This is a genomic window from Coprococcus sp. HPP0074 (assembly GCF_964238105.1).
Lineage (GTDB): Bacteria > Bacillota > Clostridia > Lachnospirales > Lachnospiraceae > Faecalimonas > Faecalimonas umbilicata.
The window spans coordinates 1-18,058 of sequence record NZ_CAXSKS010000006.1; the positions used below are offsets into that span (position 1 = coordinate 1).

An 18,058-nucleotide genomic window follows, 5' to 3' on the forward strand; every position below is an offset into this window, starting at 1 on the left:
ACCGCCGTATACGGAACCGTATGTACGGTGGTGTGGGAGGACGGTAAATAAAATAATTATTTACCTCCTACCCGATTCGTGTATAGAAAATTGATTTTGAAATCCGGGAATACTATTCCTCTGGCGTGATAGAGCCATCCCCCTGATCAGGTGGGGAGGTTTCTCCACCACCGTGGTCTTCGCCATTTCCGTTTTCGCTGCCAGTTCCACTCTCAGATCCATTATTTCCATTTCCAGAACCGTTGTTTCCATTTGGATTTCCGGAATTTGGATTTTCTGGGTCAGGTGTTACTGGTTCATTGTCAGTTGATTCGTCTTCTGACTCGTCCTCAGCGGAACTGTCTGAGTGAGTGTTAGTAGAAGGCATATAGTAGCCTTCGTGCTTTCCATCACATCTTTGACCGGAATCTGTTGCAACATATTCTGTCACTTGTGGACAGCTGGACAACGGCAGCTTTCCAGAACTTGCACAGACGGCAGTCTTTTCAACTGTGTCAGGCATCACAAAATCTTTGTATTCTAGACCTTCGTGTACTCGCTCCATAATGCTGTTCCACAGTGTCAGGTGCCATGAAGTATTATCCATAGGCTTGTTGGAGTCATATCCACCCCAGACAGAAGCAGTGTAGTATGGAGTATATCCGGAGAACCAGATATCTACATTATCGGAAGTTGTACCAGTCTTACCGGATACTGGCATATTGCTGAGTGCAGCACCGGTACCGGTTCCTTTTGTCACAACATCTATCATTGCATTTGTCAGCAGTCCGGCAGTAGAAGCCTTTACGACTTGATGCGTCTCGGAAGTGTTATCAATCAGTACATTTCCAGAATGATCGAGAATCTTCGTATAGAACTTCGGTTTTGTGTAAGTTCCGTTATTTGCAAGGGACGCATAGGCGGCAGTCATCTCGAGGTTATAGACACCGTGCGTGATACCTCCGAGCGCAGTTGCCTGCTGGATATCGCTGAAAGTCTGTCCGTTGATTACTTCCTGATCTACAACAGTGGAGAATCCAAAGCTCTTCAGGTAATCAAATCCAGTCTGCTCTCCAATCTCAGTGAGTGCTTTGACTGCAACGACATTCATAGACTGTTCGATCGCTTTCCTTACAGTCACCCAACCTTTGTAGGAAAAATCCCAGTTATTGACTTCTTTTCCGTTTTTATAGCGGTATGGTTCGTCTTTGATCGAGGTGTGAAGTCCCATTGCACCAATATCAAGTGCAGGGGCATAAGTTGATACAATCTTAAAACAGGAACCAGGCTGTCTTGCAGATTCCGTCGCACGGTTGAGAGAAAGGCTTTCCGTCTTCTCGCCGCGTCCTCCGACGATTGCTTTTACCTCCCCGGTGTATTGATCCATAATCACAAAAGAAGCTTGTGGTTGTGGAACGATCGTCTTTTTTTCCACCTGAGTGTCTCCTTCGCGGGAGATTGTTGATTTGTATTCATCAATCGCCGCCTGAGCAAGTTCAGGGGTAGAGAAGACGAGCGGATAAGAGTCATTTCTTGTCTGACGCAGATACTGCTCGAGCATCTCTTTGCTGAAGTTTTCGACAGTTCCATCAGAGCGTGTGATCGTGAGCTGATAGTCGATCAGGCCAAATTCTGTATTGTACGGATAGTTATTCGGGTTTAAAAACTCTTCATCACAGATTTGCTGAATTCTTGCATCCTGAGTTGCGTAGATGGAAAGACCACCGCTGTAAAGAGCATTATAGGCTTGTGTCTCCGTATATCCCAGCTTTGTCTGTAAGTCGGAAATGACTTGTTTAGAAAGCTCATCGATAAAATAAGTGTATGGAGTGTCTGTGGATGTATCGGCATTTGTAACCTGAATCCGGTCATAAACGGGATCAGCCATGGCAGTATCGTACTCTTCCTGGGAAATATATTTCTGTTCTAACATGTTGCCGAGAACAAGTTTGCGCCGCTTGGCATTTTCTTCCGGGTTGACTGTAGGGTCATATCTTCCAGGATTCTGAGTAATGCCGGCGATCACGGTACATTCTGAGAGTGTCAGCTGCGATACGTCTTTGTTGAAGTAGCGTTTGGCAGCGGATTGAACTCCGAGTGTGTTCTGTCCTAGGTTGATCGTATTCATATAATTTTCCAGAATCTCTTCTTTGCTCATCTGCTTTTCCAACTCCAGAGCAAGGAACTGTTCCTGAATTTTACGTTCGACACTGTCTAAGAATGTCTTTTCCTGTGAGAAATTCGGAAAGACATTATTTTTTATCAATTGCTGGGTAATCGTGCTGGCACCTTCAGAAAAGTCACCGCTTGTGATGCCGACAAGACCGGCACGAAGAATTCCTTGCAGGTCGATTCCGTTATGCTTGTAAAAACGTTCATCTTCGATCGCTACAAAAGCGTCCTGAAGGTCTTCCGGTATTTCGTTGATTGTTTTATAAATACGGTTGGAACCGGAAGTAACAAACTTTTCTAATTCCTGTGAACCGTCTGCGTTATAAACAGTTGTGAAGTATCCACTCGGTTTGACAGAAGCAGGAGAGATCTTCGGAGCTTTGTCAAGAATTTTCTTCAAGAACAGACCGCCGCCAATCATACCGATGATAATGAGCAAGAGAAAAACAATTAAAAATCCTTTGAAAATCCGGACACCTGCTCGTTTTTTCTTCATCTTTGATTTTGAAGATATTTTCTTCTGTTTTTTGACAGAATTTCGTTTTCCATAATTCATGAATGGTTTCCTCCTTTATCAGGTAATTATATCAAATTTATGTATTGAAATAAAGCATAAAATAAAATCTTCATATTTCAAGGCAAAAACTTAAGAAAAACTTGTGAAAACAGAGTTCTGTTGATATAGTATAAACAGTTTCAGATAAAATGTAATTAGAAAAAGGGTGATAGTATATGTTAAGTAAATTTCATACAGTCTATGAGGGGGGAGAAGCAGAAATCATTGAGAAGAAGTCCCGCTTCATTGCGACAGTACTTCCGGTCACCTGCGAGGAAGAGGCGCTGGAATTTATCGAGTCTATGAAGAAAAAATATTGGAATGCCACTCATAACTGCTATGCTTATGTGATCGGGGAGCGATTTGAGACACAAAGATGCAGTGATGACGGAGAACCGCAGGGGACAGCAGGAAAACCGATGCTCGATGTGTTGCTGGGGGAGGAGATACACAATACAGCAGTCGTAGTGACAAGATATTTTGGAGGTACGTTACTTGGAACCGGAGGGCTTGTGAGGGCTTATTCCGGAGCAGTCAAAGCAGGATTGGAAGCCAGTAAGATTATTACCAAAAACTGGGGGATTAAACTGGAAATACAGACAGATTATACCGGACTTGGCAAAATACAGTATATCCTTGGACAGAGGGGGATTACGGTTCTGGATTCTGCCTATGCAGAGAATGTGATGTTGATTGCGCTCATTCCTGAAGAGATGAATCAGGAGGTGATAGCAGAGATCACAGAGGGGACAAACGGACAAGCAAAGATGACACAGAAGGAAAGCTGCTATTTTGGAACAGTTGATGGTGAGATGAAAGTGTTTGATACAGAATAAAAATCCCTCCCGGTAATGGAAAGGGATATCCATTGCCGGGAGGGAAGGAAATGTCTACTGAAATTCCGGTTCGATCAAACCGAAAGTACCATTCTTTCTCTTGTATACAACATTGACTTCTTCTGTCTCTGCGTTGAAGAATACGTAGAAATCATGTCCAAGTAAATCCATCTGGATACACGCATCCTCAGGGAACATTGGCTTGATTCCAAATCGTTTTGTACGGATGATCTTAATCTCATCATCCTCTGAAGAAGTATCTTCTGATTCAAAAAATTCTTGCTTGAAGTTGCTGCCTTCTTGATTTCTGGCAACTAATTTATTCTTATATTTGCGAAGCTGTCGCTCAATCACCTCTTCTACGAGATCAATTGATACATACATATCATTACTGCTTTGTTCAGAACGAATGATATGTCCCTTGACAGGAATTGTGACCTCAATCTTCTGACGTTCTTTTTCTACACTTAGTGTTACGATAATTTCTGTTTCAGGAGTAAAATACCTTTCTAGTTTCCCTAACTTTTGTTCAATGCAACTCTTTAAACCTGGTGTTACATCGATGTTTTTTCCGCTAATGATAAAGTTCATGCTGCCAACCCCTTTTCGGTATATTCTACAAATAATAGAAATAAAAATGAGTTATTTGTAGTATGTTTGTATTATACATCAAAATTCCGCGAAGAGCAATAAAATATTTGATAAAAATATAAAAAAATAATAAAAGACTGACAAAAGAAAGGTTTTATGGATAGTGTTCGCAGAAAAGAAATCAGGTGTCCATTTGGACACCTGAAGTAAATTAGTTTTGAGTGGAAGATGATCGATGAAATTTTTTTAGAATCCATGGATAGAGGAAGATTACCCATAGAACTAAAAGAAAGTAAGCGAACATATCTGCCGGAAGGGAGTCGCCGAACAGAAATTCTATCCCGATTTTGAAGGAAACGGCGACGAGAAGACCGATAATGAGTTTTCCAATCTGAAACGGGATCGATCCTTTGACGGAAAAATTCACATAGCGATTTTCAAGATACCAGCCGACACCGAATCCAATCCCTGCAGCAGATGCTTTGCAACAGTCAGATGCGTAGTAAAGTGAGATATCCCCACGGGAAAGTAGGAATAAGGCATAGATACTGACAGCAGAAGAAAGGAGCAGGAGTGACAGAAGAATCAGCCTTCTGTATCGCGTGGAATCCAGAAGGAAATCGCTTGCTTTATACACGGCAAAGGAAGTACAAAGTGAAACTGCCATAGATACAACTACATCTTTCGGTGTGTGTACCCCGAGATACATGCGGGAAAATCCAATCAGTAAAAACATAAAGGCAAACAGGAGCTTAGAAAGCCAGCGTTTGCTTTTGAACATGAATGGAGCGAACAGGCAAGTACCACCCTGGGTATGTCCGCTTGGAAAGGAGTAGCCGGTCGCAGCAGGTACGGCGCTTTCCACTGGAGAAAAGCTTGGATCTAATATCCAGGGCCGTGGGATCCGGAATGTGATCTTTAATGCCTGTACACACAGACCGGCAAGAAAGTAAGTAAATCCCAGCTGATAAGCAAAGCGCTTATCCACACACCAGTAGAGTGTGCAGATAACCGCTATGATGATGACTTCCTGCCCCAAATAAGTGACAAACTGAAAAAAATGTTCCCCGAAAGGAGTACGCAGTTCTGCCAGAACGTGTAAGAAGTCCATTATTTATTTCCTCGTTTTCTCATCTTTGAATCTAATATTTTTTTGCGGATGCGCAATGTCTCTGGAGTTACTTCCAAAAGTTCGTCTGTGTCGATGAAGTCCAGTGCCTCCTCAAGACTCAGTGTTCTAGGAGTTGTCAGTTTCAAGGCATCGTCTGCTCCTGAAGAACGGGTATTGGTAAGATGCTTTGTCTTGCAGACATTCAGCTCGATATCCTCTGCCTTTCCATTCTGTCCGATGACCATTCCGGCGTAGACTTTCTCGCCGGCGCCGATGAATAACGTTCCGCGTTCTTGTGCGCTATACAATCCGTAAGTGACAGATTCACCAGTCTCAAAAGCAATGAGAGAACCTTGCTTGCGGTACTGAATATCTCCTTTGTACGGTGCATAACCGTCAAAGGCAGTATTTAAGATTCCGTTTCCTTTTGTATCTGTCATAAACTCTCCGCGGTAGCCGATCAGTCCTCTTGCAGGGATTGAAAATTCGAGCCGAGTATAGCCACCGTTAGACACACCCATATTCTGAAGTTCTCCTTTTCGTTGGCTTAATTTGTCGATGACAGTTCCGGTAAATTCATCTGGGACATCGATGTAGGCCGTTTCAATCGGCTCTAACAGCTTACCGTTTTCATCTTCTTTGTAAAGGACTTCTGCCTTGCTGACTGCAAATTCATATCCTTCCCGGCGCATATTTTCAATCAGAACGGAAAGGTGGAGTTCACCGCGGCCAGATACTTTGAAGCTGTCTGTATTTTCTGATTCCTCTACGCGCAGACTGACATCGGTATTCAGCTCACGGAACAGACGGTCTCGCAAATGTCGGGAGGTAACATATTTTCCCTCCTGTCCTGCAAACGGGCTGTCATTTACAATAAACTGCATAGCGATTGTCGGTTCGGAAATTTTCTGGAAAGGAATTGCAACCGGATTTTCCGGGGAACATAAAGTGTCTCCGATATGGATGTCTGCGATTCCGGAAATTGCCACGATAGAACCAATCGTTGCTTCTTTTACTTCTACTTTATTCAGTCCGTCAAATTCATACAATTTACTGATCTTTACACGTTTCTGTTTGTCCGGCTCATGGGCATTGACAAGCATGACTTCCTGATTGACGGCAATCGTACCATTGTCGACTTTTCCGACACCGATTCGTCCAACATATTCATTGTAGTCGATCGTGCTGATCAGTACCTGTGTATCTGCATCCGGGTCGCCTTCCGGTGCAGGAATGTAATCGATGATCGTCTCAAAGAGCGGGATCATGTTTTCAGGATTGTCTGTCAGATCAAGGATTGCATGACCAGCCTTGGCAGATGCATAGACAAATGGACAGTCAAGCTGCTCGTCAGATGCGTCAAGATCCATGAAAAGTTCTAAGATTTCATCGATTACTTCGTCTGGGCGTGCTTCCGGGCGGTCAATCTTATTGATGCAGACAATGACCGGAAGGTCAAGCTCGAGCGCTTTTTTCAGAACGAATTTTGTCTGTGGCATTGCACCTTCGAAAGCATCTACAACAAGAACAACCCCATTTACCATTTTCAGTACACGTTCTACTTCACCGCCGAAATCAGCGTGTCCTGGTGTGTCGATAATGTTGATCTTTGTATCCTTATAGTATACGGCAGTATTTTTTGAGAGAATCGTGATTCCACGTTCTCTTTCAATGTCGTTAGAATCCATGACGCGTTCTGCCACTTCCTGGTTGGCACGAAATACACCACTTTGTTTTAAAAGCTGGTCGACCAGTGTTGTTTTTCCGTGGTCAACATGGGCGATGATTGCGATGTTTCGGATATCTTCTCTTTTTGTTTTCATAAATAACCTTCTTTCTATTATAAATCCATGAATAAGCACTAATAACTCATACAGTTTACCACATTGGCAATAGATTACAAGTCCTTTTTAAAAAAACACATAATATGGAAAGAACACAGAAAAATTGAGGGAAGCATATCTTGCGGTCGATTTCTGTCGATGAAAAGTCCGGGGAATGTCCAATCGGATGGTTATAAATCCGTTATCATAGAATAAAATAATAAAGACAAAAAAATACAGCAAAGAGGAGAGAGATAAATTATGTCCGATAAGATTATTGAAAACAACCAGGTAACAATTATGGGAGAGGTGGCATCCAGATTCACATTTAGTCATGAAGTATTTGGAGAAGGATTCTATATGGTAGATGTCCTCGTTAAGAGACTTAGCAATTCTGAAGATCGGATTCCACTTATGATTTCCGAGCGTCTGATAGATGTGACCAAAGATTATACAGGGGAATTTATCATGGCAAGTGGACAGTTCCGGTCGTATAACAGACACGAGGAACATAAGAATCATCTTGTACTTTCCGTGTTTGTTCGGGAGGTAGCATTTGTGGATGAGGAACTTGATGGGGCGAAGACAAATAATATTCTTTTAGATGGATACATCTGTAAAGCACCTGTTTACCGCAAAACCCCTCTTGGGAGAGAAATTGCAGATCTTCTGCTTGCAGTGAACAGACCATATGGGAAATCTGACTACATACCATGTATCTGTTGGGGAAGAAATGCAAGATATGCTTCCGGATTTGCAGTGGGAGAACATGTGCAGATTTTAGGAAGGATCCAAAGCAGAGAATATGTGAAAAAATTGTCTGAGACAGAGACAGAAAAACGTGTGGCATACGAAGTGTCAGTCAGCAAGCTGGAATGTATCGGTGCTGAAATAAGTGAAGAAGAGTAGTAGGAATAGCTGTGGCTCCATTGACATTAGAAAAAAATGATGATAAAATTTCAGACAAGAAATCGCTGATGAAATGAAAAAAATCAAAGTAAAACTGATGTTTAGGAGGATAAATATGGCAATTTTTACAGGAGCAGGAGTAGCGATCATAACGCCGTTTCATGAAGATGGAAGTATTAATTATGATCAGTTAAAGAAGCTGGTGGATTATCATTGTGAGAATGGAACAGACAGTATCGTAATCTGCGGAACAACAGGGGAATCTGCGACAATGACGGAGGAAGAACATCTGGAGTGTATTAAACGCACGATTGATTTTACTGCAGGAAGGATTCCGGTGATTGCAGGGACGGGATCAAACTGTACTGCAACAGCGGTAGAGCTGTCCAGAGAGGCTGCAAAAGCAGGAGCAGACGGACTCCTTGTTGTAACTCCGTATTACAATAAAGCGACGCAGAAAGGGTTGATCGAACATTATAAGGCAATCGCAAGAGAAGCAGATGCGCCGATCATCATGTACAGTGTGGCAAGCCGTACCGGGTGTAATATTGAACCGGCGACAGTTGCGGCGTTGGTAAAAGAAGTCGATAACATTGTGGGCGTGAAAGAAGCCTCCGGTAATATTTCACAGGTGGCAAAGATCATGCAGCTGACACAGGGAGATATCGATCTGTATTCTGGAAATGATGATCAGATCGTTCCGATTTTGGCTCTGGGAGGAAAGGGAGTTATCTCTGTATTATCCAATGTGGCTCCAAGAGAGACGCATGAGATCTGTGCAAAATTCTTTGCAGGAGATATTGCAGGAAGCAGAGAACTTCAATTAAAAGCGATTCCGCTGATCAATGCACTGTTCAGTGAAGTTAACCCGATCCCTGTTAAGAAGGCAGTTTCTTTGATGGGAATGGAAGCCGGTGGACTGCGGATGCCGCTGACAGAGATGGAAGAAGCAAATGCACAGAAATTGGCACAGGCAATGAGAGCGTTTGGAATTCAGCTCGCATAGAGAAAGCATAGAGGAGCTGCCATAGGATGGAAGCTGTCGGAAGAATGTAGTATTGTAGGAAGAAAAGAACTGCATTCTGTCCGGACAGTCATTCTGTGGCAGCCCCTTTTGTCAATTGTATCGCAAAACCTCGCACATTCGCTGTGAGGGCTGTAAAACATAAGAAAATGGAGGAGAAGATGATGGTAAAAGCAATTATGCACGGATGTAATGGGAAAATGGGGCAGGTAATTTCCAATCTTGTAAAGGAAGATGATGGGATTGAGATTGTTGCAGGAATTGATAAATATACAGGTGTGAAAAATGAATATCCGGTTTTTACGGATATTGCGGACTGTGATGTGGAGGCAGATGTCGTGATTGATTTCTCCAATGCACTTGCAGTGGACGGACTGCTTTCTTACTGTGGAGAGAAAAAGCTTCCGGTGGTACTTTGTACTACTGGATTGTCTGAAGAGCAGCTTGCACAGGTACAGTGTGTTTCTGAAAAGACAGCAGTGCTGAAATCGGCAAATATGTCGCTGGGAATCAATATGCTGTTAAAGCTTCTTCAGGATGCTGCCAAAATTCTTGCTCCGGCAGGATTTGATATTGAACTGGTGGAAAAGCACCATAATCTGAAAGTAGATGCCCCAAGCGGGACAGCGCTTGCACTGGCGGACAGCGTAAATGAAGCGCTTGGAAATGCGTATGAATACGTTTACGACAGAAGCAAAGAACGCAAAAAAAGAGAAAAGAAAGAAATCGGAATCTCGGCAGTGCGCGGCGGAACGATTGTAGGAGAACACGAAGTGATTTTCGCCGGAGCAGATGAAGTGATTGAATTTAAGCATACGGCATACTCGAAAGCAGTCTTTGGAAAAGGTGCTGTGGAAGCGGCAAAATACCTTGCAGGGAAACAAGCCGGACTTTATGACATGAGTGATGTGATTGAATCTTCTTCTGAAAATCAATAGAAAAAATTACCATTACTTTCCGAATGTATAGAATGGCAGGGAATGCAGACAATATTGGCGAGAAGCAATTCTTACTACATTTCAGGAAAGGAAGATAGCCAGATGAAGAGAGCAAAGAAAATGATACTCAGTATTTTGTGTGTGAGTGTTCTTTTGTGCATGACAGCGTGTGCAAGGGGAAACAAAGATAATGTGGCAGATGATAATACTGCAACGGGAACAAATGAAGAGAAGAAAAATGACAGTGAAAGAAAGCGGGAAGAAACAAATACAGATGGAGAGGCGCCGCGTGACGGAGTGCTTGAAGATGTAGGGGATGCCGTGGAAGATGGAGCAAGAGATGTCAAAGACGGAGTAGAAGATGTCCTTGACGGAACAGACCAGAATGACGGACGTACGGAAAAACGTATAGACGATAACAAGGATGGCGGAAATGCGGATACAATGAACGGTGCGACGGACAATACCGGACAAACGAACACGGCAAGATAGCAGAAACTGTATATTTTTTTGATTTTGGACGCCCTGCGGCTGTATGCCGTGGGGCATTCTTGCAGAGATGGCAGAAAAATGATGAAAACTCAAAAAAGAATGGGGATATTTTGCGGGAGAACAGAATGCTTTGTGGAAAAAATTTAACAAAGGTGTAAAGAAGATGGGAAGAGTTTATGAACAGTTGATAAACTTGTTGAAGAAGCGAAAGGATAGTGTTAAAATAAGAAACAGAGTAAATTTGGATAAATTAAGGAGTAGGTCATGGGTTTATTAGAGAAGATATTTGGGACGCACAGTGAGAATGAATTGAAGCGTATTTATCCGATCGTTGACAGAATTGAGGCGATGGATGAAGAAATGCAGCAATTATCCGATACAGAACTGAAAGGGAAAACAGCGGAGTTTAAGAAACGTCTGGAAGAGGGCGAGACATTAGATGATATTTTACCGGAAGCATTTGCAGTCGTAAGAGAAGCAGCTTCCCGTACCTTACATATTAAGCATTACAGAGTACAGCTGATTGGTGGAATCATTCTTCACCAGGGAAGAATCGCGGAGATGCGTACCGGAGAAGGTAAAACATTGGTTTCTACACTTCCTGCATATTTGAATGCTTTGACTGGAAAGGGAGTTCATATTGTAACAGTCAATGACTATCTGGCAAAGCGTGATGCAGAGTGGATGGGGCAGGTGCATGAATTTTTAGGACTGAAAGTCGGGGTTGTACTTAACTCGATGGATAATGATGAGCGAAGAGAGGCATATAACTGTGACATTACTTATGTGACCAACAATGAATTGGGATTTGATTATCTGAGAGATAACATGGTCATCTATAAAGAGCAGCTTGTGCAGAGAGGACTGCATTTTGCGGTTATCGATGAGGTTGACTCGGTATTGATTGATGAGGCGAGAACACCGTTGATCATTTCCGGACAGAGCGGAAAGTCTACAAAGCTTTATGATGCCTGTGACATTCTTGCAAGACAGCTTGTAAAAGGAGAGGCAAGCGGTGAATTTTCCAAGATCAACGCGATCATGGGAGAGGAAATCGAGGAGACAGGTGATTTCATCGTCAATGAGAAAGAAAAGAATGTCAACCTGACAGAAGAAGGTGTGAAGAAGGTAGAGAAGTTCTTCAACATTGAGAACCTTGCAGATGCGGAGAATCTAGAGATTCAGCATAACATTATTCTTGCTTTGCGTGCGCACAACTTAATGTTTAAAGATCAGGATTATGTTGTGACTTCTGACGGAGAGGTAATGATCGTTGATGAGTTCACCGGACGTATTATGCCGGGAAGACGTTATTCCGATGGACTCCATCAGGCCATTGAGGCAAAAGAACATGTAAAAGTAAGACGGGAAAGTAAGACGCTGGCAACAATCACCTTCCAGAACTTGTTTAATAAGTTTGAGAAAAAGAGCGGTATGACAGGTACTGCGTTGACAGAAGAGAAAGAATTCCGCGATATTTACGGTATGGATGTTGTTGAGATTCCGACGAACAGACCGGTGCAGAGAGTTGATTTAAACGATGCGGTATATAAGACAAAGAAAGAAAAATTTGAAGCGGTGATCGAGGAGATTATCGAGGCACATGCCAAAGGTCAGCCAGTTCTTGTCGGTACGATCACGATTGAGACATCAGAACTTCTCAGTAAGATGCTGAAGAAGAGAGGAATCCAACATAAGGTGTTAAATGCCAAATTCCACGAGAAAGAGGCGGAAATCGTAGCAGATGCAGGTGTGCATGGCGCTGTAACTATCGCTACGAATATGGCCGGTCGTGGTACTGATATTAAGCTGGACGATGCGGCGAGAGAAGCAGGAGGACTGAAGATCATCGGTACAGAGCGGCATGAATCAAGACGTATCGATAATCAGCTGCGTGGACGTTCTGGACGACAGGGAGATCCGGGAGAATCCAGATTCTACATTTCGCTGGAAGATGATCTGATGAGACTCTTTGGTTCGGAACGACTGATGAATGTCTTTAACACACTCGGTGTGGAGGATGGAGAGCAGATTGAACATAAGATGTTGTCCAGTGCGATTGAGAAGGCTCAGAAGAAGATTGAGAATAATAACTTTGGAATCCGTAAGAACTTACTTGAGTACGATCAAGTTATGAATGAACAAAGAGAGATCATTTACGAAGAGCGAAGAAGAGTACTTGACGGAGAAAGTATGAGAGATTCTATTTATCATATGATCACGGAATACGTGGAAAATGTTGTGGATTCCTGCATTTCTCCGGATGTAGATTACGAAGAATGGGATCTGACCGAGCTGGATGTCAACCTGCATGCAACACTCCCGATCAAGATTCCGACAATCGAAGATGTCAAAGGTATGAACCAGAAAGAATTAAAGCATCTTTTGAAAGAGCGTGCCGTAAAAGCTTATGAGGAGAAGGAAGCAGAATTTCCGGAGCCGGAGCATTTAAGAGAGATTGAACGTGTGATTCTTCTGAAGGTTATCGACGCAAAATGGATGGATCACATTGACGATATGGATCAGCTGCGACAGGGAATCGGGCTTCAGGCGTATGGACAGAGAGATCCACTTGTAGAGTATAAGATGATGGGTTACGATATGTTTGGAGAGATGACAGCGGCAATTGCAAAAGATACAGTACGTCTCCTCTTTAACGTAAGAATTGAACAGAAAGTAGAACGTGAACAGGTTGCAAAAGTGACTGGAACAAATAAAGATGAAAGTGCAGCACATACGCCGATGAAGCGGGAGGAGAAGAAAGTATATCCGAATGATCCTTGTCCGTGTGGAAGCGGCAAAAAGTATAAACAGTGCTGTGGTCGTAAAGCATAAAAGAAAGGAAATTTCTCTGCGGGCAGATATCTGCCTTCGCGGGAGAAATTTCTTTTTACAGATTTTTAGATAAAAATTTTGAAAATTGGAAAGAGGTGATCAAGGTGGTAGCATTGGATGAGATTAAGAGTATTTTAAATACATATGAGGCACCGCTGAAAGAACTGAGGGATTCACTTTGACCCGGAAGGGAAGAAGCAGAGAATCGAGGAATTAGAAAGAAAAATCGGAGAGGCAGACTTTTGGGATGACGCAGAACATTCTCAAAAAGTGATGAAAGAACTGAAAAGCCTGCAAGATTCGGTGAAAAGAACTGAGGAACTGTACCGGCAGTATGAGGATATTCAGATTTTGATTGATATGGCATACGAGGAAAACGATGAGAGTATGATCAAAGAGATCGATACAGAGTTAAAGCAGATCGAGAGCACATATGAAGAACTGCGGATCGAGACGCTTCTGTCAGAAGAGTATGATAAGGATAATGCAATTGTTACCTTACATGCGGGAGCGGGCGGTACAGAGGCTTGTGACTGGGTGAATATGCTGTACCGAATGTACAATCGCTGGATTGAGAGCAAAGGATTTACAACAGAAGTGCTCGATTATCTTGACGGGGATATTACAGGGATCAAGACAGTAACCTTTGAGGTCAATGGAGAGAATGCATATGGATATTTGCAGTCAGAAAAAGGAGTGCACAGGCTGGTACGGATTTCTCCGTTTAATTCAGCAAATAAAAGACAGACTTCGTTTGCCTCATGTGATGTGGTGCCGGATCTCGAAGATGACATTGATATTGAGATTAATGAAGATGAATTGAAAATTGATACTTACCGAGCGAGCGGCGCCGGCGGACAGCATGTCAATAAAACATCATCCGCGATTCGTCTGACACACCTGCCAACCGGGATCGTGGTACAATGCCAGAATGAGCGTTCCCAGCACAGCAATAAGGAAAAGGCAATGCAGATGTTAAAGGCGAAGCTTTATCTGCTGAAGGAACAAGAACAGGCAGAAAAAGTATCGGGAATCCGGGGTGAAGTAAAGGAGATCGGGTTTGGAAACCAGATCCGTTCCTATGTGATGCAGCCTTATACGCTTGTGAAGGATCACAGAACGAATGAGGAAAGCGGAAACGTTACAAGTGTGCTGGATGGGAATCTGGATCCGTTTATCAATGCTTATCTAAAGATGCGAAATGCAAAAAAGGAAGAAAAATAAAAGTCTGGTGATCCAGACAAGGAGAGTGGAACGTTATGGATAAGACAAAGTATTATGTATTAAAGAAAAAGGCTGTTCCGGAAGTACTTTTAAAAGTCGTAGAAGTAAAAAGGCTTCTTGCTGCTGAGCGGGGGCTGACCATTCAGGAAGCGACAGAGCGAATCGGAATCAGCAGAAGCTCTTTCTACAAATACAAAGACGATATATTTCCGTTTCATGAAAATGAAAAAGGGCAGACAGTGACGATGGTCATTCAGATGGATGATACACCGGGACTTTTAGCAGAACTTCTCAGAGAGGCGGCAAAGTATCGTGCGAATATCCTGACTATTCATCAGAGTATTCCGATCAACGGAATTGCAACATTGACACTTAGTATAGAAATTTTATCGACAACAGGAAATATATCGGAGATGGTGGACGAGATGGAAGAAAATGAAGGCGTCCATTATCTGAAAATTGTAGGCAGGGAGTAGACTATGATAAATATTGCAGTATTAGGATATGGAACAGTAGGCTCCGGGGTAGTAGAAGTGCTCGACACAAACAGAGAGTGTATCAGCCAGAGAGTCGGAGAAGAAATCCGGGTAAAATATGTGCTGGATCTCAGAGACTTTCCGGGAGATCCGGTACAGAACATACTGGTCCATAATTTTGAGGAAATCATCCGGGATGAGGATGTTAAAATCGTTGTAGAAGTTATGGGAGGGATTGAGCCTGCATATACTTTTGTGAAGCGCTCGCTTCTCGCTGGAAAGAGTGTGGCGACATCGAACAAGGCGCTTGTAGCAAAGCACGGAGCAGAACTTTTATCAATCGCAAAAGAAAAGCAGATCAATTTTTTATTTGAGGCAAGTGTGGGAGGAGGAATCCCGATTATCCGCCCGCTCAATTCTTCTATGACCGCAGATGAGATTGAAGAGATTACAGGGATCTTAAATGGAACAACAAACTATATGCTGACGAAGATGTTCTATGAAGGAGCAGGGTACGAAGAAGTGCTCCGGCAGGCGCAGGAAAACGGATATGCAGAGAAGAATCCGGAAGCAGATGTAGAAGGTTATGATGCATGTCGTAAGATTGCAATCCTATCCTCTCTGATCTCGGGACATCAAGTTGATTTTGAGGATATTTACACAGAAGGGATCACAGAAATCACAGAGAGGGATATGGAGTACGCAAAGCAGATGCAGATGACGATTAAGCTGCTTGCGAGCAGTAGAAGAAGCGGCGAATGCTTAAGCGCGATCGTGGCACCATGTCTTCTTGAGAATACCCATCCTCTTTTTGGAGTCAATGGAGTATTTAATGCGATTTTTGTACATGGAAATGTACTTGGGGATGCGATGTTTTATGGAAGTGGCGCGGGAAAACTTCCGACCGCGAGTGCAGTTGTGGCAGATGTTGTGGAGGAAGCAAAGAATCTGAACCGCAATGTTATGACCATGTGGAAGAGTGATAAGCTAAAACTTCAGGATAAAGGCGATACAATCCGAAGATTTTTTGTGCGGATCACAGGAAATGCGGAGGCGATGAAGACTTATATCGAGAGTATTTTCGGACCGGTTCAGATTGTGATGCTTCCGGATGTGGAGGAAGAGTTTGGATTTCTCACAGGGCGCATGACGGAGCGGGCATATGAGGAGTGTGCGGCAAAATTTCCGAATATTATCCGTATGATCCGCATGCAGGAGCAGAGCGGGTCCAAAGAGTAAAAGATTCTTCGGAATGTCTGGTACGAGAACAAGGAGAAAGGAGAGTCTGTTCGTGTAAAATAGAAAGCGGACAGAAAAGTGATATGCTGATAGTGAAAAAATTTGGCGGCAGTTCCGTTGCGAACAAGGAGCGGATCTTTCGGGTCGCAGAGCGATGTATAGAAGAATATAAGAAGGGAAATGATGTTGTAGTTGTACTGTCCGCAATGGGAGATACGACTGATGAACTGCTTGCAAAAGCTGCTGACATCAATCCGAATGCACCAAAGAGAGAGCTGGATATGCTTCTGACGACAGGAGAACAGGTTTCTGTATCATTGATGGCGATGGCAATGCACGCACTCGGAGTGCCGGCAGTTTCTCTGAATGCGTATCAGGTTATGATGCATTCCACCTCTAGATATGGAAATGCAAGATTTAAGCGAATTGATTCAGAACGGATCAGACACGAATTGGATTCTCGGAAGATTGTCATTGTCACCGGCTTTCAGGGAGTCAATAAATATGATGATTATACAACACTTGGAAGAGGTGGTTCGGATACAACTGCAGTGGCGCTTGCAGCGGCATTGCGCGCAGATGCGTGTGAGATTTATACAGATGTAGATGGAGTATACACAGCAGATCCGCGTGTTGTAAAAAATGCGAGAAAATTAAAAGAGATTACCTATGATGAAATGCTGGAATTAGCAACTTCGGGGGCGAAAGTGCTTCATAATCGCTCTGTGGAGATGGCAAAAAAATATGGCGTACAGCTGGTAGTCAGATCTAGCATGAATTTAGAAGAAGGAACGACTGTGAAGGAGGTAGCGAAGATGGAGAAAATGTTGATCAGTGGGGTAGCAGGGGATAAGAATACAGCACGAATTTCAGTACTTGGAGTCAGTGACCAACCGGGAGTGGCATTTAAGATCTTCCACACGTTGGCAAAAAATAATATCAATGTGGACATCATCCTTCAGTCTGTCGGACGGGAAGGGACAAAGGACATTTCTTTTACTGTTTCTCAGGAAGATCTAAAGCCGGCACTGGCAATCCTGGAGGAATATCAGGAGCCAATGACAATCCGGGAGATCAAGTGGGAGGATACTGTTGCAAAAATATCAATCGTGGGAGCGGGTATGATGAGCAATCCGGGGGTTGCGGCAAAGTTATTTGAATCGCTCTACAACAATGGAATCAATATCAACATGATCTCTACTTCAGAAATACGTATTACGGTTCTGATCGATGAGAAGGAAATTGACAAGGCAATGCAGGCAGTCCATGATGGGTTTGGACTTGGAGATGTGTAAGAACGAGAGGGAAAACAAAAAAGAGAGGGTGAAGTAGGACCCTCTCTTGTGTATTTGCAAAAAGATTTTGCTAAGATCAGAGCAGTTTCATCTGACTCAGAGCGCTGTTGTGATATTGTGGACAGAACGTTACATCTTCGCCAAACCAGTCAGGCGGAGTGAAATGTTCAGCGGACATTGCATCTGCAAATTCAACTTCTGCAATTTGGAGTCCGGAGAGCTTGCCGGAAAAAATATCCAGTTCGATGGTAAGCGAGTCGGAGAGCGGAATCATATAGCGAGTTTTTTCGATGCAGATTCCGTCAATCTTTGTCTTAAGATGTTCGTAGCCTTCAGCGGTCAGAGGAAGATTGTGTTCTTCTCGGATCATCATGCCGCGGGATTTGTAGGTGAGTTCATAGCGGTCGTTATCCTTTCGGATACGCACGACGGGGTTTGTGCAGAGATAGCCCTGTTCAATCGTGCGAAAAGGAAAAGAAGATAGATCGAAAGGGATTGTGTGGATCAGATATTTACGTTCGATTTCCATAAAAAATACCTCCAGTGATTTTTACATAC

At 43.2% G+C, this 18,058-nt stretch carries 15 protein-coding genes; 10 read left to right on the top strand and 5 right to left on the bottom strand.

Features of this window, described 5'->3' with window-relative positions; genetic code table 11:
- Positions 1-112: 112 nt before the first annotated feature.
- Positions 113-2,707 carry a transglycosylase domain-containing protein gene (locus ACESPO_RS08550; RefSeq protein ID WP_270665920.1) on the bottom strand — a complete coding sequence of 865 codons (2,595 nt, stop codon included), beginning with the start codon at positions 2,705-2,707 and terminating at the stop codon, positions 113-115.
- A 176-nt stretch (positions 2,708-2,883) separates the two neighbouring features.
- On the opposite strand from ACESPO_RS08550, the gene ACESPO_RS08555 reads away from it, so the two are divergent.
- Positions 2,884-3,543, top strand: coding sequence for a YigZ family protein (locus ACESPO_RS08555; RefSeq protein WP_499788686.1), 660 nt, complete (start codon positions 2,884-2,886; stop codon positions 3,541-3,543).
- Between the two features lie 54 nt (positions 3,544-3,597).
- Here the strand turns inward: ACESPO_RS08555 and hpf are convergent, their stop codons facing one another.
- The 3 genes from hpf to typA all read right to left on the bottom strand — a co-directional run bounded on the left by hpf (position 3,598) and on the right by typA (position 7,068).
- Positions 3,598-4,134, bottom strand: a complete 537-nt coding sequence (gene hpf / locus ACESPO_RS08560) for a ribosome hibernation-promoting factor, HPF/YfiA family (protein ID WP_008976553.1) — start codon at positions 4,132-4,134, stop codon at positions 3,598-3,600.
- Between the two features lie 211 nt (positions 4,135-4,345).
- On the bottom strand, positions 4,346-5,245 hold the full coding sequence (locus tag ACESPO_RS08565) for a phosphatase PAP2 family protein (RefSeq protein WP_270665922.1): 900 nt from the start codon (positions 5,243-5,245) through the stop codon (positions 4,346-4,348).
- Entirely contained in the window at positions 5,245-7,068 is a 1,824-nt protein-coding gene (gene typA, locus ACESPO_RS08570) for a translational GTPase TypA (RefSeq protein WP_008976551.1), read from the bottom strand. The genes ACESPO_RS08565 and typA overlap by 1 nt, the downstream gene beginning before the upstream one ends.
- Positions 7,069-7,329: 261 nt before the next feature.
- Between typA and ACESPO_RS08575 the strand changes: the two genes are divergently transcribed.
- The 9 genes from ACESPO_RS08575 to ACESPO_RS08615 all read left to right on the top strand — a co-directional run bounded on the left by ACESPO_RS08575 (position 7,330) and on the right by ACESPO_RS08615 (position 17,500).
- Positions 7,330-7,977, top strand: coding sequence for a single-stranded DNA-binding protein (locus ACESPO_RS08575; RefSeq protein ID WP_120105848.1), 648 nt, complete (start codon positions 7,330-7,332; stop codon positions 7,975-7,977).
- Positions 7,978-8,092: 115 nt separating this feature from the next.
- Positions 8,093-8,983 (top strand): 4-hydroxy-tetrahydrodipicolinate synthase, encoded by an 891-nt coding sequence (gene dapA / locus ACESPO_RS08580; protein ID WP_009262998.1) that lies wholly within the window; start codon positions 8,093-8,095, stop codon positions 8,981-8,983.
- 182 nt (positions 8,984-9,165) lie between these two features.
- Positions 9,166-9,939, top strand: a complete 774-nt coding sequence (dapB, locus tag ACESPO_RS08585; RefSeq protein WP_009262997.1) for a 4-hydroxy-tetrahydrodipicolinate reductase — start codon at positions 9,166-9,168, stop codon at positions 9,937-9,939.
- 42 nt (positions 9,940-9,981) lie between these two features.
- Positions 9,982-10,431 (top strand): hypothetical protein, encoded by a 450-nt coding sequence (locus ACESPO_RS08590; protein WP_270196383.1) that lies wholly within the window; start codon positions 9,982-9,984, stop codon positions 10,429-10,431.
- A 264-nt stretch (positions 10,432-10,695) separates the two neighbouring features.
- A complete protein-coding gene (secA, locus tag ACESPO_RS08595; protein WP_009262995.1) occupies positions 10,696-13,266 on the top strand; it encodes a preprotein translocase subunit SecA in 2,571 nt (856 codons plus the stop codon).
- Positions 13,267-13,370: 104 nt separating this feature from the next.
- A protein-coding gene (gene prfB, locus ACESPO_RS08600; RefSeq protein WP_147625391.1) for a peptide chain release factor 2 occupies positions 13,371-14,490 on the top strand; the annotation gives its coding sequence in 2 pieces (ribosomal slippage) (positions 13,371-13,445 and positions 13,447-14,490; 1,119 coding nt in all).
- Between the two features lie 35 nt (positions 14,491-14,525).
- The gene (locus ACESPO_RS08605) at positions 14,526-14,966 is read left to right on the top strand and encodes an ACT domain-containing protein (protein WP_008976544.1); all 441 of its coding nucleotides are present in this window, start codon (positions 14,526-14,528) and stop codon (positions 14,964-14,966) included.
- A 3-nt stretch (positions 14,967-14,969) separates the two neighbouring features.
- Positions 14,970-16,205 carry a homoserine dehydrogenase gene (locus ACESPO_RS08610; RefSeq protein WP_008976543.1) on the top strand — a complete coding sequence of 412 codons (1,236 nt, stop codon included), beginning with the start codon at positions 14,970-14,972 and terminating at the stop codon, positions 16,203-16,205.
- 83 nt (positions 16,206-16,288) lie between these two features.
- Positions 16,289-17,500, top strand: a complete 1,212-nt coding sequence (locus ACESPO_RS08615) for an aspartate kinase (protein ID WP_016439403.1) — start codon at positions 16,289-16,291, stop codon at positions 17,498-17,500.
- A 76-nt stretch (positions 17,501-17,576) separates the two neighbouring features.
- Here ACESPO_RS08615 and ACESPO_RS08620 read toward each other — a convergent pair whose 3' ends face one another.
- Complete coding sequence (locus ACESPO_RS08620) at positions 17,577-18,029, bottom strand: CYTH domain-containing protein (RefSeq protein WP_008976540.1); 453 nt, start codon at positions 18,027-18,029, stop codon at positions 17,577-17,579.
- Between the last annotated feature and the right edge of the window lie 29 nt (positions 18,030-18,058).